The sequence below is a fragment of the Pseudomonas capeferrum genome (assembly GCF_000731675.1).
In the GTDB taxonomy this organism is placed as follows: domain Bacteria; phylum Pseudomonadota; class Gammaproteobacteria; order Pseudomonadales; family Pseudomonadaceae; genus Aquipseudomonas; species Aquipseudomonas capeferrum.
In genome coordinates, this window is the sequence record NZ_JMIT01000001.1 from 1,771,809 (window position 1) to 1,791,915 (window position 20,107).

The 20,107-nt window shown below is 63.2% G+C and carries 19 protein-coding genes; 11 read left to right on the top strand and 8 right to left on the bottom strand.

Annotated features, from left to right (window positions below):
* Positions 1-34: 34 nt before the first annotated feature.
* Positions 35-2,377, top strand: a complete 2,343-nt coding sequence (locus PC358_RS07945) for a TonB-dependent siderophore receptor (RefSeq protein ID WP_033700141.1) — start codon at positions 35-37, stop codon at positions 2,375-2,377.
* A gap of 40 nt (positions 2,378-2,417) precedes the next feature.
* Here the strand turns inward: PC358_RS07945 and PC358_RS07950 are convergent, their stop codons facing one another.
* Together PC358_RS07950 and PC358_RS07955 are read right to left on the bottom strand one after the other, a co-directional pair.
* Positions 2,418-4,517 (bottom strand): putative bifunctional diguanylate cyclase/phosphodiesterase, encoded by a 2,100-nt coding sequence (locus tag PC358_RS07950; protein WP_033698706.1) that lies wholly within the window; start codon positions 4,515-4,517, stop codon positions 2,418-2,420.
* A 315-nt stretch (positions 4,518-4,832) separates the two neighbouring features.
* Complete coding sequence (locus PC358_RS07955; RefSeq protein WP_033698707.1) at positions 4,833-6,320, bottom strand: aldehyde dehydrogenase family protein; 1,488 nt, start codon at positions 6,318-6,320, stop codon at positions 4,833-4,835.
* Positions 6,321-6,521: 201 nt separating this feature from the next.
* On the opposite strand from PC358_RS07955, the gene PC358_RS07960 reads away from it, so the two are divergent.
* From PC358_RS07960 to PC358_RS08005, 9 genes are all read left to right on the top strand, one after another.
* Entirely contained in the window at positions 6,522-7,673 is a 1,152-nt protein-coding gene (locus tag PC358_RS07960; RefSeq protein WP_033698708.1) for an amine dehydrogenase large subunit, read from the top strand.
* Between the two features lie 15 nt (positions 7,674-7,688).
* Positions 7,689-8,225: a MauE/DoxX family redox-associated membrane protein gene (locus PC358_RS07965; protein WP_033698710.1), complete on the top strand. Its 537-nt coding sequence runs from the start codon at positions 7,689-7,691 to the stop codon at positions 8,223-8,225.
* A 3-nt stretch (positions 8,226-8,228) separates the two neighbouring features.
* The gene (gene mauD, locus PC358_RS07970) at positions 8,229-8,864 is read left to right on the top strand and encodes a methylamine dehydrogenase accessory protein MauD (RefSeq protein WP_033698712.1); all 636 of its coding nucleotides are present in this window, start codon (positions 8,229-8,231) and stop codon (positions 8,862-8,864) included.
* Positions 8,865-8,878: 14 nt separating this feature from the next.
* Positions 8,879-9,400, top strand: a complete 522-nt coding sequence (locus PC358_RS07975) for a methylamine dehydrogenase light chain (protein ID WP_027595339.1) — start codon at positions 8,879-8,881, stop codon at positions 9,398-9,400.
* A 4-nt stretch (positions 9,401-9,404) separates the two neighbouring features.
* Entirely contained in the window at positions 9,405-9,923 is a 519-nt protein-coding gene (locus PC358_RS07980) for a cytochrome c family protein (protein ID WP_033698713.1), read from the top strand.
* 332 nt (positions 9,924-10,255) lie between these two features.
* Positions 10,256-11,610 (top strand): IS3 family transposase gene (locus tag PC358_RS27730; RefSeq protein WP_156056779.1). Its coding sequence is split into 2 segments (ribosomal slippage): positions 10,256-10,726 and positions 10,729-11,610, totalling 1,353 coding nucleotides; the frame shifts between segments, so codons are not numbered across the junction.
* 382 nt (positions 11,611-11,992) lie between these two features.
* Positions 11,993-12,907, top strand: a complete 915-nt coding sequence (gene feaR, locus PC358_RS07995; protein WP_033698715.1) for a transcriptional regulator FeaR — start codon at positions 11,993-11,995, stop codon at positions 12,905-12,907.
* A 145-nt stretch (positions 12,908-13,052) separates the two neighbouring features.
* Positions 13,053-13,451 carry a c-type cytochrome gene (locus PC358_RS08000; protein ID WP_033698716.1) on the top strand — a complete coding sequence of 133 codons (399 nt, stop codon included), beginning with the start codon at positions 13,053-13,055 and terminating at the stop codon, positions 13,449-13,451.
* A 183-nt stretch (positions 13,452-13,634) separates the two neighbouring features.
* A complete protein-coding gene (locus PC358_RS08005; protein ID WP_033698717.1) occupies positions 13,635-14,954 on the top strand; it encodes an alginate export family protein in 1,320 nt (439 codons plus the stop codon).
* 52 nt (positions 14,955-15,006) lie between these two features.
* Here PC358_RS08005 and PC358_RS08010 read toward each other — a convergent pair whose 3' ends face one another.
* Both PC358_RS08010 and PC358_RS08015 read right to left on the bottom strand, forming a co-directional pair.
* Positions 15,007-15,516, bottom strand: coding sequence for a nuclear transport factor 2 family protein (locus PC358_RS08010; protein ID WP_033698719.1), 510 nt, complete (start codon positions 15,514-15,516; stop codon positions 15,007-15,009).
* Positions 15,517-15,529: 13 nt separating this feature from the next.
* A complete protein-coding gene (locus PC358_RS08015) occupies positions 15,530-16,654 on the bottom strand; it encodes an amidase (protein ID WP_033698721.1) in 1,125 nt (374 codons plus the stop codon).
* A gap of 174 nt (positions 16,655-16,828) precedes the next feature.
* Here PC358_RS08015 and PC358_RS08020 point away from each other — a divergent pair, with 174 nt between their 5' ends.
* Positions 16,829-17,308: a MarR family winged helix-turn-helix transcriptional regulator gene (locus tag PC358_RS08020; RefSeq protein ID WP_033698723.1), complete on the top strand. Its 480-nt coding sequence runs from the start codon at positions 16,829-16,831 to the stop codon at positions 17,306-17,308.
* A gap of 29 nt (positions 17,309-17,337) precedes the next feature.
* On the opposite strand, the gene PC358_RS08025 is transcribed toward PC358_RS08020, so the two are convergent.
* Genes PC358_RS08025 through PC358_RS08040 form a run of 4 tightly spaced genes read right to left on the bottom strand, consistent with a single transcriptional unit; the run spans position 17,338 to position 20,095 of the window.
* Entirely contained in the window at positions 17,338-17,835 is a 498-nt protein-coding gene (locus PC358_RS08025; RefSeq protein ID WP_033698724.1) for a flavin reductase, read from the bottom strand.
* A gap of 11 nt (positions 17,836-17,846) precedes the next feature.
* Positions 17,847-18,806 carry a PDR/VanB family oxidoreductase gene (locus PC358_RS08030; RefSeq protein ID WP_033698726.1) on the bottom strand — a complete coding sequence of 320 codons (960 nt, stop codon included), beginning with the start codon at positions 18,804-18,806 and terminating at the stop codon, positions 17,847-17,849.
* Between the two features lie 49 nt (positions 18,807-18,855).
* Complete coding sequence (locus PC358_RS08035) at positions 18,856-19,608, bottom strand: SDR family NAD(P)-dependent oxidoreductase (protein ID WP_033698728.1); 753 nt, start codon at positions 19,606-19,608, stop codon at positions 18,856-18,858.
* Positions 19,609-19,618: 10 nt separating this feature from the next.
* Positions 19,619-20,095, bottom strand: coding sequence for an aromatic-ring-hydroxylating dioxygenase subunit beta (locus tag PC358_RS08040; protein WP_033698730.1), 477 nt, complete (start codon positions 20,093-20,095; stop codon positions 19,619-19,621).
* Between the last annotated feature and the right edge of the window lie 12 nt (positions 20,096-20,107).

Sequence of the window (20,107 nt, forward strand, 5' to 3'; positions counted from 1 at the left end):
ACTCGCCGGCGCCGTGGTCCAGGGCATCGCTTGCATGGGCGCAAGCGCCCCGCTGCTGCTGATGCCCGCCTGGGCCACGGCCGCCGCACAGGCGCAGGCAGACTTCGACATCCCCGCAGGCCCCCTGGCGCCGGCATTGGCCCACTTCGGCCAGAGTGCGCACATTCTGCTGTCCTACCCCACCGCATTGACCGAGGGCCGCAGCACTTCCGGGCTTGCTGGCCGCTTCGACATCGACCAGGGCCTGGCGATACTGCTCGCCGGCACAGGGCTTGAAGCCAGCCGCGGCGCCAACGGCAGCTATTCGCTGCAAGCCAGTGCCAGCACAGGCGCCCTGGAGCTGAGCGCGGTGTCCATTTCTGGCAAGGCGCCAGGCTCGACCACAGAAGGCACCGGGCTCTACACCACCTACTCGTCGAGCAGCTCGACGCGCCTCAACCTCACCCCACGCGAGACGCCACAATCGCTGACGGTGATGACCCGCCAGCGCCTGGACGACCAACGCCTGACCAACCTCACCGACGCACTGGAAGCCACCCCAGGCATCACCGTGGTGCGCGATGGCCTTGGCTCGGAAAGCGACTCGTACTGGTCGCGCGGCTTTGCCATTCAGAACTACGAGGTCGACGGTGTTCCGACCAGCACCCGCCTGGACAACTACTCGCAAAGCATGGCGATGTTCGACCGTGTCGAAATCGTGCGCGGCGCCACCGGCCTGATCAGCGGCATGGGCAACCCTTCGGCGACGATCAACCTCATCCGTAAACGCCCGACTGCCGAGGCCCAGGCCAGCATCACCGGCGAGGCCGGTAACTGGGACCGCTACGGCACAGGTTTCGACGTGTCCGGGCCGCTGACCGAAACCGGCAACATTCGCGGGCGCTTCGTCGCCGACTACAAAACCGAAAAAGCCTGGATCGACCGCTACAACCAGCAGTCGCAGCTGATGTATGGCATTACCGAATTCGACCTCAGCGAAGACACCTTGCTGACGGTGGGCTTCAGCTACCTGCGCAGCGACATCGACTCGCCCCTGCGCTCCGGCCTGCCCACACGCTTCTCGACCGGTGAGCGCACCAACCTCAAACGTTCGCTCAACGCCGCGCCGGACTGGTCCTACAACGACCACGAGCAAACCAGCTTCTTCACCTCTATCGAACAGCAACTGGGCAACGGCTGGAGCGGCAAGATCGAGCTCACCCATGCCGAGAACAAGTTCGACGAGCTGTTCAACTTTGCCATGGGTGAGCTGAACCCGGATGGCAGCGGCCTGTCGCAGTTGCCGGTGCGCTTCTCGGGCACGCCGCGCCAGGACAACCTCGACCTGTACGCTACCGGGCCGTTCAGCCTGTTCGGCCGCGAGCATGAACTGATCACCGGCATGACCCTGTCCCAGTACCGGGAAAACACCCCGAGCTGGGGCGGCTGGCGCTATGACTACGCAGGCTCGCCCGCTGGGGCCATCGACAACCTGTTCAACTGGGACGGCAAGTCGGCCAAGCCGGCCTTCGTCGAAAGTGGCAAGTCGTCGATCGACGAAGACCAGTATGCGGCGTACCTGACCTCGCGTTTCAGCGTCACCGACGACCTCAGCCTGATCCTCGGCAGCCGCCTGATCAACTGGAAACGCGACACCTCGGACCGGCCTTATGGCGGCGAGGAAACCGAAGTGAATCGCGAGGAAAACGGCGTCTTCATCCCCTATGCCGGCGTGGTCTACGACCTGGACGACACCTGGTCGCTGTACGCCAGCTACACCAAGATCTTCAACCCGCAAGGGTCGTGGGTCACCGACGAGAGCAACAAACCGCTCGACCCCATGGAAGGCGTAGGCTACGAGCTCGGCATCAAGGGCACTCACCTGAATGGCAAGCTCAACTCCAGCCTCGCGGTGTTCAAGCTGGAGCAGGACAACCTGGCCATCTGGCAACACGACAACGTCTACAGCGCCGAACAGGACACCACCTCCAAGGGCATCGAGCTGGAGCTGAACGGGGAACTGGCCGAAGGCTGGCAAGCGTCGGCCGGTTACGCCTACTCGGTCACCACCGATGCCGACGACCAGCGCATCAACACCAACCTGCCGCGCAACAGCTTCAAGACCTTCACCAGCTACCGGCTGCATGGGCCGCTGGACAAGATCACCATCGGCGGTGGGGTGAACTGGCAGAGCAAGGTCGGCGCCGACCTGCATACCTTCAGCCAGGGCAGCTACGCGGTCACCAACCTGATGGCGCGCTACGACATCAACCAGCACTTGAGTGCGTCGGTGAACCTGAACAACGTGTTCGATCGCGAGTACTACAGCCAATCGGGCTTGTACGGGGTTTATGGTACGCCGCGCAATGTGATGACCAGCTTCAAGTACAGCTTCTGAACCCAGTGAAGCCGGGGCGCAAAAGCGCCCCCGGCTTCAGCTAGTCCGCAATCACTACCACCTCTTTCAAGCGCTCGCTCGCCGGCGCCGGGCGCCCGTACAGATACCCCTGAAAATGCGAGCAGCCCTCCGCTGCCAGCCGCCGCATCTGCTCTTCCGACTCCACGCCCTCGGCCGTGGTCTTGATCATCAAGCTGTTGGACAAATCGGTAATGGCCCGAATGATCGACATCGCCTCTCGGCTGTCGCACATGTCGTGCACGAACGACTTGTCGATCTTGATCCGGTCGAACGGGAACGAGCGCAGATACCCCAGCGACGAATAACCAGTGCCGAAGTCATCCAGCGAAATGGAAACGCCCAGGTCTTTCAGTGCCCGCAGGGTGCGCACATTTTCTTCACTGTTGCCCAGCAACACCGACTCGGTGATCTCCAGCTCCAGGCGCCGCGCCGGCAACCCCGAGTCGGCCAGGGCCAAGGCCACGGTGTGGACCAGGTTGGCATTCTTGAACTGCACCGGTGACAGGTTGACCGACACCGTCTGCTCGCTGTCCCAGCTGGCCGCCTCCTGGCAGGCCAGGTTCAACGCGCGGATGCCCAGTTCATGGATCAGCCCGGTCTCCTCGGCGATGGGGATGAAGTCCATGGGCATGACCATGCCGCGGGTCGGGTGCTCCCAGCGCAGCAGCGCCTCGTAGCCCGTCACGCTGCTGGTCTGCTGGTCGACCACTGGCTGGTAATGCAGCTCCAGTTGGCCCAGGTGCAACGCCGTGCGCAGGTCGGTTTCGACCAGGCGGCGCTGGCGGGCGGCGACGTCCAGCTCGACGTTGAAGCACTCGTAGCGGTTGCGGCCATTGCGCTTGGCCTCGTACAAGGCCATGTCGGCATAGCCGAGCAGTTGCTCCGCCTGGTCGTTGTCGTCCGGGGCGATGGCCACACCGATACTCACACCCACGGTGAACTGGTGCCCCTCGATCTGAAACGGCGGGCAGATCGCGTTGATGAGGCGCTGGGCGGTGTTGCACGCGGCATCGCGGCCATCCAGGCCGGTGAGCACCACGGCAAACTCGTCGCCGCCCAGGCGGGCCAGGGTGTCGTGCTCGCGCAGTTCGCGCCGCAGGCGCTTGCCCAGGGCACGCAGTAGCTTGTCGCCGAACGCATGGCCGAGTGAATCGTTGATGTTCTTGAAGTTGTCCAGGTCCAGGCACAGGGCTGCGGTCAGCTTGGCATTCTCGTCACCGCGCACCAAGGCTTGGCGCAGGCGCTCATGGAACAGCGTGCGGTTGGGCAACCCGGTGAGGGCGTCGTGGTGTGCCATATGGTGGATCTGCGCATGGGCGGCCAACTCTTCGGTGGCATCTTCGGCCACGAACAGCACGTAGTCGGCCTGGCCCTCGCGGTTCTGGCTGAGCAGCGTACGGCTGCGCAGGGTGCGTGGGCCACGCAGGGTGTCGACCCGGGTCTCGGCGGCGTAACCTTTGCTGCTGCGCGCGCCACGGGCGAGCTGCTGCTCCAGGTACTCGGCAGCGGCCGGCGCCAGGCTGTCGGCGGGCCGTTGCCCGATCATGCGCGTGCCTGGCCCACCGAACAGGCGCTCGGCCTGCTGGTTGGCCAACAGGATGCGTTGGCTCTCCAGGTCCTGCACGATGACACTGGCGGGAATGTTGGCAATCACCGAGTCGAGAAACTGCGACAGCTTGGCCATTTCCTGGCTGTACTGCTCGGCCAGTTCCTTGGCCTTGAGCAGTTCCAGCTCCTGGTGGTGGCGTTCGGAGATGTCACGGGTGACCTTGGCAAACCCCACCAGGCGGCCGTCATCGTCGTGCACCGCGTCAATCACTACATGCGCATGGAACGCCGAGCCATCTTTGCGCAGGCGCGAGCCGACCTCTTCGAAACGCCCTGTGCATCGCGCCTGTTCAAGGTTGTATTCGGGCAGCCCGGCAGCCCGTTCGGCATCGTTGTAGAACACCGAATAGTGCTGGCCGACGATCTCGTCGGCATGGTACCCCTTGGCCCGCTGGGCGCCGGGGTTCCAGTTGGCGACGATGCCTTCGGGGGTGAGCAGGTAGATGGCATAGTCCACCACGCTCTGGATCAAAAACCGGTACATGATGTCGGGGCTTGCGACTAGCGACATGAAATTAACCTGAACCTTCGACGGGTACGAAAAGGAACCCCGGCAGTTGCGCGGTGGGGTCTTGTACAGAGGTAGTGGCATTATGCCGCCCACCTGGATTTTGTGAAGTGGTTCACAAAATTTTGCTGCACGGTTCTTTGGTGTTTGAAGGTTTGGAGGCGGCTAGGTGCTTGTCTTGGGTTTGGAGGTGGTGCATAGATCGAGCGCCGCGGGGGCGGCGCTCGATATCCGCCCCACCTCCAAACCCGAGACAAGCACCTAGCCGCCTCCCCTCTATCTCCCGACGAACAAACCGCAATCATCCCTGACCATTGATCAATACCTGATCATCACCGACTTGAGCTCGGTGTAATCCTCGATGAACGCACTGCCAAACTCGCGCCCGACCCCCGATGCTTTGGTCCCACCAAACGGCACCGCAGGGTCGAGGAAGGTGTGCATGTTGACCCAGACCGTGCCCGCCTCGATCTGCGGAATCAACCGCAGCGCCTTGGACAGGTCATTGGTCCACAAGCTCGCGGTCAAGCCATAGGGGCTGTCGTTCATCAACGCCAGCAGCTGCTCCTCGTCATCGAACGGCAGCACACAGACGATCGGGCCGAAGGTTTCCTCGCGCAGCAACGGGTCGTTGGCATCGTTCGCCAGCACCACCGTGGGCTCGACGAAATAGCCCGGCCGATCGAGCGCCCTCGCCCCGCAGATCACCGTATTGCTGGCACGCGCACGCGCGAAGAAGCCAAGAATCTTCTCAAAGTGCGCAGCATTGGCCAGGGGGCCGAACTGGGCCTCGGGGTCCAGTGCCGAACCTATCTTCAACTGCCCCAGTGCCTCCCCCAGCTTGCGGGTGAAGGCCTCGACCTTGCTGCGGTGCACATACACCCGCTCCGGTGACGCACACACCTGGCCCTGGTGCACAAAGGCCGTTTGCAGGATGCCCGCCACAGCGCTGTCCACATCCACATCGGCCAACAACGCTGCCGGGTTCTTGCCGCCCAGCTCCAGCGTGGCGCGGGTCAGGTTGGCCGCCATTGCGGCCTTGCCCACGGCGATACCGGTCGGCACCGACCCGGTGAATGCCACCTTGGCCACCTGCGGATGCTCGATCAACCACTGGCCCGCCTGCCCGCGCCCGTTGACCACGTTGAACGCACCCGCCGGCACCCCCGCTTCCACCGCTAGCTCAGCGATGCGTAGCAGCGTCAGCGGCGTGAATTCGCTGGGCTTGACCACAATGGTGCAACCGGTCACCAGGGCCGAGGCGATTTTCCAGATGCCGATCATCACCGAAAAATTCCACGGCACGATGCCTGCCACCACACCCACCGGCTCGCGCAAGGTGAAGGCGGTATAGCGCTCGCCGCCGAATGACGGCAGCGACGGGGTCATGGTCTGGCCGGTGATCTTGCTTGCCCAACCCGCGAAGTAACGCAGGAAGACTACACTTTGGGCGATCTCCAACCCGCGCGAGAGGTTGATCGACTTGCCCGAGCACAGGGTCTCCAGCTGTGCCAGCTCCTCGGTATTGGCCTCGATCAGGTCGGCCAGGCGGTTGAGCACCACGCCTTTCTGATAGGGCGAAACCTGCGCCCAACTGCCCTTGAAGGCTTGCCGAGCGCTGAGCACCGCACGCGCCACTTCCGCCTCGCTGGCCTCGGCGACACGGCTGATGACGGCGCCGCTCGACGGGTCGTGAATGTCGACCGAAGGCCCCGCTTCACCCGCCAGGTACTGGCCATCGATGAAATGGCCGTGGGGCCTGGCGAGGAACTCGACCACGGCAGGTAACAGCTGGATATCGCTCATGAGATGACTCCTGGAGGGCAGCGCAAAAGTAGGTGCGGGCCGATCTTCAGGCCCTTGCCCACCCGCCTGCCAGCCCCGAAGGGCGTTTTGTCAGGGAGCCTCAAGAGAATGTCACGCTGGCCAAATCACCACCACGGCCCAGGCGGCACACTGCGATCACTGCGATTTCTGCATAACCCATAACAACATCGGAGATAGCCAATGCGTCGCGTAGACAGGCTTAGCATCTCGGCAGCCCTGGCCTTGGCCCTGGCCGCGAGCACAAGCGCGGTGCGGGCCGACCTGCCCGCCGAAGAGATCGGCCAGAACAGCCTGCCGTTCCCGCCGGACCCACACCGTGTGTACATCCTCGATGTGGACTTCAAGAACCCCATCGCCGGCAAGGTGGTGGTGGTCGACCCCAAGGCCAAACGCATGCTCGGCATGACCACCAACGCCTTTGTCGCCCCCACCGCGCTGAGCCCGGACAACCGCACCCTGTACTCGGCCAACCTGTTCTACTCGCGCGGTACCTACGGCGAGCGCACCGACGTGCTGGTGGCCTGGGACACCCAGACCCTGCGCCCGCAATGGGAAGTGGTGCTGCCCACCAAGCGCGCCTCGACGCTCACTGAGAAGTACGCCCTGGGCGTCAGCGCCGACAGCACGCTGGCCTACGTCTTCAACCTCACGCCGTCGACCTCGGTGACCGTGGTCAATACCCAGACGCACAAGGTCGCCAGCGAAGTCGCCATCAGTGGCTGCGTGCTCAACTACCCGGTCGGCAAACGCAGCTTCGCCTCGCTGTGCGGTGACGGCCAGCTATTGGTGGTGACGCTGGATGACGAAGGCAAAGAGGTCTCGCGCACCCAAACGCCCTTCTTCGACCCGAACAAGGTCCGCCTGAACGAGCGCGCCATCGCCAATGGCGACACCTACTACTTCACCACCACCCACGGCGAGGTGTACCCGGTGAGCTTCGAAGGGGGCAAGGCCAAGCCGCAGCCCACCTGGTCGCTGGTCAGTGACCAGGAGCGCCAGCAAGGCTGGGCACCGGGTGGCTGGCAAGCCCTGGCCCTGGCGCCGGGCCTGAACCGCTTGTATGCGCTGATGCATGACCAGCACACCGATGGCAAATGGGAAGACCCGAGTACCACCATCTGGGCCTTCGACCTGAAGACCGGCAAAAAACTCGGCACCCTCGACTCACCCAAGCCGGTCTGGAGCCTGCAGGCGAGCCATGACCAGGCGCCCATCCTGGTGGCCACCGACCTGGAAGGCGGCGTGCAGTTCTTCGACCTGACCACAGGCAAGCACAGCGGTGCCATGGACCAGATCGCCGACACACCAGTGCTTACCTTCGCCCCTTGGTAAACAGGAGACCCGACCATGCTCGACCCTGTCCTCGTGATTGCCAGCAGCACAGCCCTGGCGGCGCTGCTGGCCAGCGCCGCCAGCCACAAGCTGCGCGACCGGCGCGCCTTCAGCGCCATCGTGCGCGCCTACCAGGTGCTGCCCTCGCCCCTGGCCCCCGCCGCCACGGCAAGCCTGGTGCTGGCTGAGCTGGCCCTGGCGCTGGCCCTGCTATTACCCGCCTGGCGCGCCAGCGCAGCGCTGGGGGTAGCCCTGCTGATGGCGCTGTATGCCGGCGCCATCGGGGTCAACCTCTGGCGCGGGCGCCGCGACATCGATTGCGGCTGTTCAGGCCCCGGCGCCACCCAGCCCCTGCGCCCGGTGTTGTTGCTGCGCAACCTGGTGATCGCCGTGCTGGCCGGCCTGGCGGCATTGCCCATGGCAGAGCGCGCACTCGGTGGCCTGGATATTTTCGTGGTGATCGCGGCAAGTGCCGTGGCGCTGCTGCTTCATGTCGCGGTGGATGGCCTGCTGGCCAACCAGCCGCGTCTTGCCAAATTGACGGGGAGATAACCCATGCAACTGCTCATCGCATCGAACATTCTGCTCTGGCTGCTGCTGATTGCAGTGGCCTTCACGGTCATGGCCCTGGTGCGCCAGATCGGCGTGCTGCATGGCCGTATCGCCCCGGCCGGGGCGCTGATGGTGGACAAAGGCGTAACCGTCAACGACCCCGCGCCGCAGGTGACGGCCGCCGACCGCCACGGCCGCCCGGTGAACATCGGCTACCACGGCGAGCGTTCGCAATTGCTGTTCTTCCTTGCCCCTGGCTGCCCGGTGTGCAAATCGCTGCTGCCGGCGGTCAAGTCGATCGCCAAGGACAACAACGGCGCGCTGGACGTGATCTATGTCAGCGACGGTGATTTCGCCGAACAGCAAGCGCTGATCGAAGCCAACGATTTGCAGCAGGCCACCTACGTGGTCGGCCCCGAGATCGGCATGACCTACCAGATCGGCAAGCTGCCCTACGCCGTGTTGATCGACCCGGCCGGCATTCTGCGCGCCAAGGGCCTGGTCAACTCCCGCGAGCACCTGGACAGCCTGTTCGAGGCCGTGCACCTGGGCAGCGCCAGCCTGCAGCAGTACCTGCACGGCAACCACGCGCATGGCCACGACCACGACCACGCCCACCCACACAGCGCGCAGCACTGATCGCGGAGCACACCATGAGTTTTCTCGACAAACTGTTTGAACGCTCCAGCCGCCACGTTGCCGACACCACCTCACGGCGCAAGGTGTTGGCGCGCCTGGGCTCGCTGATCGTCGCGGGCGCGGCGCTACCGGTGCTGCTGCCGATCGACCGCACCGCCAAGGCGCTGGCCGCCGAGCAACCGAAGATGGGTGACCCTGGCGACCCGACCAGCTGCGACTACTGGCGAAACTGCTCGATCGACGGCTTTCTGTGCTCGTGCTGCGGCGGCTCGATCACTTCATGCCCGCCCGGCACCGATGCCTCGCTGGTGACCTGGATCGGCACCTGCCGCAACCCGGCCGACGGCAAGAACTACATCATCTCGTACAACGATTGCTGCGGTAAGCACGCCTGCGGCCAGTGCGCCTGCTCGCGCAACGACGATGAACAGCCGTTGTATCGGCCCTTCAACAACAACGACATCAACTGGTGCCTGGGTGCGGAGTCGAAGATCTACAACTGCACCGTGACCATCATCCGCGGCGTGGCGGTATAGCGCCGTGAAGGGTTTGACGGCGCTGTTGCTTCTGTGCCTGCTGGCGCCCGTCGCCCAGGCCAGGACCCTGCCCAACCCCAACCAGCGCCCGGCTCAGGGTAACGAGGTGCCACCGGTGCCGATTGCCCAGGCCGGGTACTCGGTGCCGGTCAACTACCAGTTGCAGTGCGCCGGCTGCCACCGGGATCACGGCGAGGGCTCGGCGGCCAACGACACGCCGCGCATGCAGGGGTTTGTCGGCAACTTTCTGAGGGTACCGGGTGGGCGCGAGTTTCTGGTGCGGGTGCCGGGGATTTCACAGTCGGCGCTCAACGATCAGCAGATAGCCGATTTGCTGAACTGGCTGCTGGCGCGGGACGGGATGGCTGGCAACAGTTCACCCGAGCAATGGCCACCGTACAGCGGCGAAGAGGTGCGCCGGGTGCGCCAGAGCAGCATGCTCAACCTGCCGGATGTGCGGGGCGGGTTGATTGACGCGATGCGGGCTGAGGGGATTGTTATTGGGGATGGGCTTGGGCGCTGAAGTGTGGTTGTTTTGGTGGGGGTTCGCCATGACGGTTTTAGCGCCTGTGAGATCGAGCGCCGCCCGCGCGGCGCGTAGGTGTTCGCCATGACGCTTTTAGCGCCTGTGAGATCAAGCGCCGCCCGCGCGGCGCATCGCGACGCAAGGCCGCTCCTACATCTGTTTCGGGCCAATTATGCCTGAGGGATTGGCGCGCGGCCCCTTGGTGCCCGCCTCAATATCGCGTCGTACAAACAAGGCGGTCGCGCGCAAATGCCACGGGCCTCACTGGCCCGAAACAAATGGACTGCCCCCAAGAAGTTGGACAAAAAATCCAACCCTTGGGGGGACCGATGGGCAAATACACAGAGCAGTTCAAACTCACAGCCATCTCAGCCTACCTAGATGGTAGCGATGGCTTCCGAAAAGTAGCCCAGCGTTTCGGTATCGACGTCAGTCTGCTGCGCCGGTGGGTCTCCAGCTATCAGAGCAAGTCCAGCCTTAGTCCGCGCTCGCACGGGCAGCGCTATGACGACGACTTCAAGCGCCAAGTGCTGAGCCACATGCACGAGCATCGTCTCTCTCTTCGCCAAACCGCTGCGCATTTTGGCCTCGGCCAGTCCTCGCAGATAGGCAACTGGCAGCGGCAGTACTACAGTGGTAGCCCTGTAGCCCCTGTCATCCGCCAGAAAAAGCCGATTAAAGTGTTGAAGAAGATTAAACCAGCAAAGCCCACAGATACCGACGATTCGCAAAAGCCCAGAGACCAGCTGATGGCTGAGCTTGAGTATCTGCGCATGGAGAACGCTGTCCTAAAGGAGCTCAAGGCTCTGCGCGAGGAAAAGGAACGAATACCGGCGAAAAAGTCCTGATCGTTTCCAAACTCAAACGTAGATTCCCTTTGCCTGACCTGCTGCGGCTGATCGGACTGGCTCGCAGCACTTTTTACTACCAGGTACAGAGCCAACAGAAGCCGGATAAATACGCGGAGCTTAAAGAGAGAATTCGGCAGGTCTATCACAAAGAGAAGGGGCGTTACGGGTATCGGCGCGTTGCACTAGCAATCAGAAAAGAGGGGCCGCTAGTCAACAAGAAGGTCGTTGAGAAACTGATGACTGGGCTGGGTCTGAAGTCACTGGTGCGACCCAAGAAATATCGGTCGTACCGAGGTACTGTCGGCAAGATAGCGATGAATCTGCTGGAGCGTAATTTCGTCGCCCAGCGCCCCAACCAGAAATGGGTGAGTGACGTAACCGAGTTCAAGGTGGCGCAACAGAAGCTCTATCTTTCGCCTGTGATGGATTTGTATAACGGGGAAATCATCGCCTACGAGACGGCCAGTCGCCCACAGTACAGCCTGGTTGGGAACATGCTCGACAAGGCACTCAAGACCCTGGGGGAGAAGCCGAAACTCGTGCTCCACACCGATCAGGGGTGGCAGTACCAGCAGGCTCAGTATCGCCAGAAACTGCGCAGTTGTGGAGTGAAGCAGAGCATGTCTCGTAAAGGCAATTGCCTAGATAATGCAGCTATGGAAAGCTTCTTCGGCACGCTCAAGTCAGAATTTTTCTACCTCAAGCGGTTTGAGAATGTTGATGAATTGAAAGCGGGCTTGGATGAGTACATCCACTACTACAACCATGACCGCATCAAGCTGAGGCTCAATGGCCTGAGCCCTGTCGAGTACAGGACCCAGGCGGCAGCATAGAACTGTCCAACTTTTTGGGGGCAGTCCACAAATGTAGGAGCGGCCTTGCGTCGCGATGCGCCGCGCGGGCGGCGCTCGATTTCATAGGCGCCGAAAATCCCCAGCCATGCACTTCGACTGCAACATCTAGAAACACCCCTATCCCAAATTGATACCTTCCAACGCACCCCGCCCAAGAAAATCCTCCAATCCTCTTCCGCCACCCTCATCCCCTAAAAATTAAATTCATTAAAAAATAGATAATTAGCAGATTAACTCCTCCACCCCCTCGAATCCCAGGCCCGTTTTTTGCTTGAAATTTCAAGTGAATTGTAATGCTTTACCCCCCATCCAAGAGTTCGCCCAAGCGACCCGTTCCACGTCTTACCGTGCGAGGCCACCCATGACACCAGCGACCCGTGTTTGCGACGATCACTTCCAGGCCTGGCTCAGCCAGGTCAACGAAGCCTGCGGCCACTTCAACGCCCGCAAGCTCGACGCAGGCTTCGTCGGCCAGCTCGAAAAGTGCCAGGTAGGCCAGATTTCCATGAGCATCGTCGACATGACCCACGTCCACCTGTTCCGCAGCGCCCGGGAGATTCGCGCCAGCGGCGCCGACAACTACTACGCCGTGCTGCAGATGGCCGGCACCTCGCATATCGAACACCAGGATGCCCGCATCGAGCTGCGGCCCGGCGACCTGACCCTGGTCGACGCCAGCGCCCCACTGGACATGCACTTCCACCAACGCTCACGGCAACTGTCGCTGATCCTGCCGCGCCCCCAGGTGCAGAGCGGTACCCGCGGCGTGAGCGTGGCCTGCGCAAAACGCATCGAAGCGCAAACCCCATTGGCCAGCATGGCCCGGCAGATGATGCTCGAGGCCGGCCGCACCCAACACATGGCCAACAACGAAAGCCAGGCCGTGCTCGATGCGCTGATCGCCCTGCTGCGCCCGGCCATCACCCATGACTCGGTGCCCGGCAGCCATGAACGGATGTTCCGCAAGGCCCTGGTGCTGATTGACCAGCGCATCACCTGCGAGCAGCTGACCCCTGAACTCATCGCCCACGAAGTGGGCATCTCCATGCGCAGCCTGTACCGCATCTTCGCCAAGCACGACCTGGTCATCGCCCAGTACATCCGCAACCGCCGCCTCGACTTCTGCGCCGAAAGCCTGCGCAACCCGGCGATGGACCAGAAAGTATCGTCGCTGGGTTATGCCTGGGGCTTTTCCGATTCGAGTTACTTCAGCACAGCGTTCAAGGGCCGCTTTGGCATGACCCCGGGCGAGTACCGCAAGCGTCACGCCAATTGACCCCTGTGGCGGGCCACACGCAACTGACAAGCCCAGCAAACACCCTGGCAGGCACAACAAAACCTGCCGGCCGGCACTGGCACACAATCAAACCGAACACCAACAAGAAGCAGCCCGGCGCTGCCTTACCCAGGAACCGTGCGTGATGTCGACCGTCGTATCCAGCAAGTTCGTAGTGCCCTTCCTGCTTGCCGCCCTGGCCAGCCCGCTGGCCTTGGCCGAAGACTGTGCAGCCCCGCAACGCCAGCAAGGCGAACAGGTATTCGCGCGCGACTGTGCGGCGTGCCACTCGGCGCAAAAGGATGGCCCGACCCTGATGGGCCCCAACCTGCACGACGTGGTGGGCCGCACCCCCGGTAGCGTGCCAGGGGCCAATTACTCCCAGGCCATGAAAACCCGCCAGGCGGCCTGGACGGCACAAGCTATCGGCGCCTTCATCGCGCAGCCACAAGCCGCGGTGCCCGGCACCTACATGCCTTACGCAGGGCTGCCGGATGCCGGTGAGCGCCAGTCGGTGACGTGCTTCCTCGCCGGCCTCAAGTAACGCTACCTGCCCACGAAGGCCCCGCAACGGGGCCTTCTGCGTTTTCCCACTCCCTCGCATCAGCTTGGCACAACGCCAAAGGCAACTGGCAGCCAGGGCAAAAGCCCGTGCCGGGGCTTGCTTCATGATCATTGGCATGTCTTCGGAACTTCTGCCAAAAACCATGACAAAGGAAGCCAGACCATGCACCACCGCCCGTACCGCCGTACCTTGGCCGCACTCCTGGCCGGGGCTTCGCTGGGTGCGTCCGCGCACGAGCTGTACAGCGATGCCGAACGCCACCTGAACGCCAATGTGGAAGCCGTGTTCGGTGCATTCCACAGCGAACGAAGCTACGTGATTGGCCGTGACCAACCCGGCTCTACCTCCTGGCAGGAGGGCTACATCAAGTATGGTTTGAGTGCCGACCAACGCCTGGGGAGCATGGGGGCGTTGTATGGCGCCTTTGCCCTGCTCAGCTCGGCGACCTGGGGGGACGGTGACGCTGCAGGCTTCAGCGACGGCAGCGAACGCACCAGCAAGGTCGAAGATGCCTACCTGGGCTGGAAGTCCGGCAACCTGGTACCGCTGCTAGGCGAGGACGGTATCGACCTGTCGTTCGGCAAACAAATGGTCGCCGTGGGCGATGGTTTCCTGCTTCAGGGGGACTCGCTGAACGTTGGCCATGGCCTGGCCGATGGGCAGTTCAACCGGGGTGGCGCCTACTACCTGGCGGCGCGCAAGAGCTTCGACAAGACCGCCGTGCTGCGCCTGGGTGGCAGCAGCGGCTGGCGCGGCGACCTGATGTGGCTGCAATCGGACAACCGCGCCCAGGCCAACACCGAAATGCACGTCGCCACCCTGGAACACGTGGCGGACGCCGGCACGGTCGGCCTGACCTACATCGCCACCACCCATGTCGACGAGCAATACGCCTCGCCCCAGCAACTGGAACGCGACGGCATGAAAACCTACAGCCTGCGTGGCCAGGGCAATGCCGGGGTAGACAACCTGTTCCTGTCCGGGGAATACGCCAAACAGGACAAGCCCCACACCGCCACCGAGGATGCCTGGTACCTGGAAGCAGGCTGGACCTTCGTCAACCTGCCCTGGCAGCCGAACCTGAGCTACCGCTACAGCCGCTTTTCAGAGCAGTACGACACCCTGTTCTACGGCCTTGGGCGCGGGTTGGGGACGTGGTTCCAGGGCGAAGTGGCGGGCAACTATGCCGGGCCGTTCAACAGCAATGCGCGGGTGCAGAAGGTTGGCCTGGTGGTCAGCCCGAGCCCCACGCTGAACCTCGGGGTGATGGCGTTCAACTTCGATACCATCGACCGCAGGTTGGGCAATGTGGACGGGCGTGAGCTGGATATCTATGCCGAGTGGACCATCAATGATCACCTGATGGTCGTGCCCTTGGTGGGGTTGTATCAGCCGGATCGCAGTGCCGAGCAAGGGGGGACGCAGTTGGGCAGCAACAATGACAACCTGTATGGGCAGGTGGTGTTCGTCAGTACCTTTTGAGCGGGAGATTGCCGGGGCTGCTCTGCAGCCCCAGCAACAATGGCCCTACGCTCTACTCAGGCACCGGCAACGGCGCCTCGCTGTTCCACCCCGTAACCGGCCGGCTGAACAGGTTCTCGGTCTGGAAATGCGCCATGCACCAGCGTCCCTCTTCCAACGCAAAGCGCACCGTCAACCGGGCGGCATTCAGGTGCGACGCGCCGTCGGCAAAGGTACTGGTCTGCAACATCACCCAGCGCCCAAGCCCTTCATCACCGGCCACCTCGATCACCTCGCTGGTCAGGAAGTGCACATTCAAGGCAAAGTGCGCCGGCGTCTTCATGTAGGTGGCAAACATCGCGCGGATCGCCTCGCGGCCACGGTAGCCGCCAAAGCTTTCGGCGTACTTGGCGCCCTTGCCTTCCCACACCGCCTCACGGCAGAACAACCCCGCCAGTTCATCGAGCGGTGAGCTGGCGTCCAGCTGGTCGCACAGCGCCATGTAGCGGTTCATGCAGACGCGGATGGCCTGCTGGTGTTCGAAGCAGAGCAGCCGGGCCTGCAGTTCAAGGATATCGGTCATGGCTACGCTGGCCTCAGTGCTCGTTACCGGCATACAGGTTCAGCAGCAAGCGCTCGGCCACCGCCAACAGTTTTTCGTCGGCGCCCTTGGCCGCCACCAGTTGCAGGCCGACCGGCAAGCCGGCCTCGCTGCCCAGCGGAATGCTCAACGCCGGGTGCCCCGACAGGTTGAACGGCCGCACCAGCGAGGTCATGCCCAGCACCGCCCGGGTGTCGGCGGCATCCTCCAGGCGCAGCGGGAAGTCCGGCATGGTCGGCAGGGCCAGGACGTCGAAGCTGGCCAGGGCCTGGTCGACTTCATCGGTAAACCTTCGACGCACCTCTTCAGCCTCGGCCAGCGCCGAGTCCGTGGTCTGCCCCGCTGCCGCCAGGCGCCCGGCGATATCGCTGCCGACCTTGCCGGTTTGTAGAAGGTGGCCACAGCCTTCGAACGTTTCGCGGTTAATCACCACCATGCCGGCGTCGTAAGCAGCGCCAAAATGCTTGAGCTCGACGTTGCCCAAAGGCAAGCCACTGGCCGTCAGCGCCCCGTGTACCACCTTGTGGATGGCAGCCTCGGCGGTCACCCGCAACACACCGATGCGCGCCTTGCTCGGCACCTGGGCGGGGACGAAGGTGGGGTCGATCATGCTCATGGCGCGCACCAGCATCGGCAGGCTCGCGGCGAACGGGCCAACGCAGTCGAGGCTGGTGCGCGCTGGCATCACGCCTTTGCGGCTTACCCGGCCAAACGTCGGCTTGAGGCCGAACACCCCACAGCAACAGGCCGGGACGCGCACCGAGCCGCCGGTGTCGGTACCCAGGCTGAAGTCTGCCAGGCCCGCCGCCACCGCAGCGGCCGAACCGCTGGACGAGCCACCAGGAATGCGCCCTGGAAAACGCGGGTTGGCCGCCGTGCCGGTATAGCGGTTGATCCCGGTGGTGCCAAACGCCAGCTCGTGCAGGCTGACCTTGCCGGTGAGGCGGGCACCGGCGGCCAGCAACTGGCTGACCACCTCGGCATGGCGCTCGGCCAGCGGCGCATCCTCCAACGCCTGGCTGCTGGCGCGGCTGGCGGTACCGGCGACATCGATGGTGTCCTTGACCACGACCCGGGGGCCGGTGCCGCCCAGATCAAGGGTTTCTACTATGATTGTCATTGTTGTGCAGCCCTCTTCAAGAATGGATGCCGGGCCTTTGCCCAGCCGCTAAAATGCGGGTCGATTACTTGAAATGTCAACTGAATATTCCAGTAATTCCCGACCGTTTCGCGGTAGCCAAATACGCGGAAACGGCTATGATGTCGCGACTATTTCCGCACAAGTAGTGAACCGATGAGCAACTCGAAAAACAAAGGCCACAGCCATCACGACCCGGCCAGCGATGAATTTCGCAAGGAGGATTTCCCCTTCTACTGGCTGGCCCGTGTGCATGGCCGTTACACCCAGAACATGGAGCGTCTGCTCAAGAAGATCGACCTCGACGTGCCGCGCTGGCGCGTGCTGTGGATCCTCAACGAGAACGGTGAATCGAGTATTTCCGAGATCTCCACCCATGCCATTGCCAAACTCTCGACCATCACCAAGATCGTCTACCGCATGAAAGACGATGGGCTGGTCGATACTGCGCCAAGCCCTGAGGATGGGCGCGTGACCCAAGTGCGCATCACCGAGGTCGGCCTGCAGAACATCGAGCGCATGCAGGACGTGACCCGCGAGCTGTTCCAGCGCAGCTTCAAGGGGCTGACCGAGGCGCAGGTGCAGCGGCTGAACCGGATGCTGGAAGTGGTGTTTCACAACCTCGAGACACCGTGAAAGCTGGGGCCGCGTGGCGGCCCCCTAATTCAGCAGGCTTTAGAGTCCTCGCACACCCGGTGATAGGCCCGGTTGAAATACACCAGCCCATCGTCCGCCCCGCCATGGCGGATATCCTGGATCTCGCAATAGAAAATGCTGTGCGACCCCACTTCATGCACCTGGGCAATACGGCAGTCGAAGTTTACCAACGCCTCCTGCATCACCGGCGCGCCGCTTTCCAGCACGGTCCAGTGGGTGGTCGCAAAGCGTTCCTCCGTGCTCAGGTTACGGTTGGCAAACGCCCCCGACAGTTCCTGATGGGTACCGGCCAGCACGTTCACGCACAACGCGCCGTTGGCCTTGAATTGCTCGTTGGAGTAAGACGCGCGGTTCATGCACACCAGCAAGGTAGGCGGTGCGTCGGTCACGCTGCACACTGCCGATGCGGTGAAGCCGAAACGCCCTGCAGGGCCATCGGTTGTGATGACCGATACGGCGCCGCCGAGCAGCGCCATTGCATTGCGAAACTGGTTTACGTCTACCATGGTCATGCTCCTCAGATATCCAGCACCAGCTTGTTGGACTTGGCCCGCGAGCAGCACACCAGGATCTGGTCGTTCGCGGCTTTTTCGTCATCGGTCAGGTACACATCGCGGTGGTCCGGCTCGCCTTCGAGCACCTCGCACATGCACGTCCCGCAGACGCCCTGCTCGCAGGAAATATCAATCTTGATGCCGACCTGCGCCAAGGCTTCGAGAATCGTCTGCCCCTCGCCGACCTGCACGGTCTTGTTGCTGCGCGCGGCCACCACTTCAAAGCCTTCGCCACTGGCATCGACCTCGACCTGGAAGTACTCCTTGTGGATATGGTCTTCGGCATAACCCTGCCGGCGAGCCCCTTCGATCACCCAGTCCATGAAGCCTGACGGGCCGCAGGTGTACAGGTGGGTACCTGGGTTGGCAGCGCCTAGCACCGCCACCAGGTCAAGGCGCTGTGCCGGGTCTTCGTCGTCGAAGTGAGTCACTACCCGTGCGGCAAACGGCGCCGCCGCCAGTGCCTCAAGAAACGCACTGCGGCTGCGCGAGCGCCCGCAATAATGCAGTTCGAAGTCAGCGCCCTGCTGGTGCAGGGCATGGGCCATGGCGATCATCGGCGTGATGCCGATACCGCCACCCAGCAGGATCGAGCGGCGCGCCTGCGCCGCCAGCGGGAACAGGTTGCGCGGCGCGCTGATCTGCAATGCGCGCCCTTCCAGCAAGGTCTCGTGCACCCCCACCGAGCCGCCGCGTGAAGCGGGGTCTTTGAGCACGCCCAGGCGATACACCGTGGCATCGGCCGGGTCGCTGCACAGCGAGTACTGGCGCACCAGGCCAGGCGCGACGTGGATATCGACATGCGCCCCCGCCTCGAAGGCCGGCAACGCCGTGCCATCGGCACGCCCCAGGTCGAGGACGACCACGTCGGCCCCTTGGATCTCGCGCTTGCGCACGACTACGTTCAACAATTGTTCATTCATGGCCGGTGTCCCGTGTAACGACAGGAGGCGCGCTGCGCCCCCGAAAATTTCAACGCATGAACAGGCCGCCGTTCACGTCCCAGGTTGCCCCGGTGGTGAAATAGGCCTCGGGCCGCGCCAGTTGCACGATCAGGTCGCCAAGGAAGCCGGCGTCACCCAGGCGCTGCACCGGGATGTTCGCCAGCAAGCCCGGCAGGCGCTCGGCCGGTACCGCGGCATGCACCGCCGGCGAATCGATCGGGCCGGGGGCAATGGCGTTGACCGTGACACCGCGGGCGGCGAATTCCTTGGCGAAGATCTTGGTCAGGGTGATGATCGCGCCCTTGCTCGCGGCGTAATGGGCACCCGTGGCGGTGCCACCGTTCTGCCCGGCCAGCGAGGCCATGTTGATGATCCGCCCGTAACCGGCCTCGGCCAGGTGCGCGCCAAACACCTGGCAGCCGAGGAAGACGCTGCGCAGGTTGAGCCCGACCACTGCGTCGAGCTCCTCCGGGGTGATTTGCATCAGCGGCGTGGTCTTGGTCACGGCGGCGTTGTTGACCACCACGTGCAAGGCGCCAAAATGCGCCAGTACCTGGGCCAGGGCCTGTTCGAAATCGGCCTTGCTGGCGACGTCGAGCTTGACCGCCAGGGTGCGGCCGCCCTGCCCTTGCTGCGCTTGCTGCAGGTGTGCGGCGCTGGCCTGGGCCAGTGCCAGGTCGCGGTCCGAGACCACCACGTCAAAGCCCGCGGCAAGCAGTTGGGCGCAAAAGCGCTGGCCCAAGCCCTGGCCGGCGCCGGTTACCAATGCAACTTGGTTCATGGCCAGTTCCTCAAAGGATGTAGCCGATACCGGCAAGGGTATCGTCGCTGTTGATCAGGCTGATCACCTTGCGGTGGATCTTGAAACTGCCCGCCGCCCGCACCAGGGTGTAGGTCAGGTCGGCGCTGTAGTGCTTGAGGCTTTCTTTGCGAAATTCCCGCACGTTCTGCGCGCAGCGCACGGTGACGTTGACGCCGTCGTCGCTCAGCACCCGAAAGCGCGACAGCGTGCGCACGGTACGCGGTTGCGGGCTGGTGGATATCGACTCGCCGCCGATCAACCGCTGCACCCGCAGGCCGCGCATGTGGTGGTCGTCATAGGCGTAGTTGAGGGTGTTCTCGTAGTCGCTCTGCTTCGGGTCGATGGGAATGATGTACGTGCCTTTTTCGGTCCATTGGCCGAGCCAGGTGTCGTCATCGCCGGGGTCGCGCATGTCGCCTTCCTGCCAGATGAAGGCGGTGACTTCTTGCAGCAATTGCAGGTTCATAGGGTTCTCCAT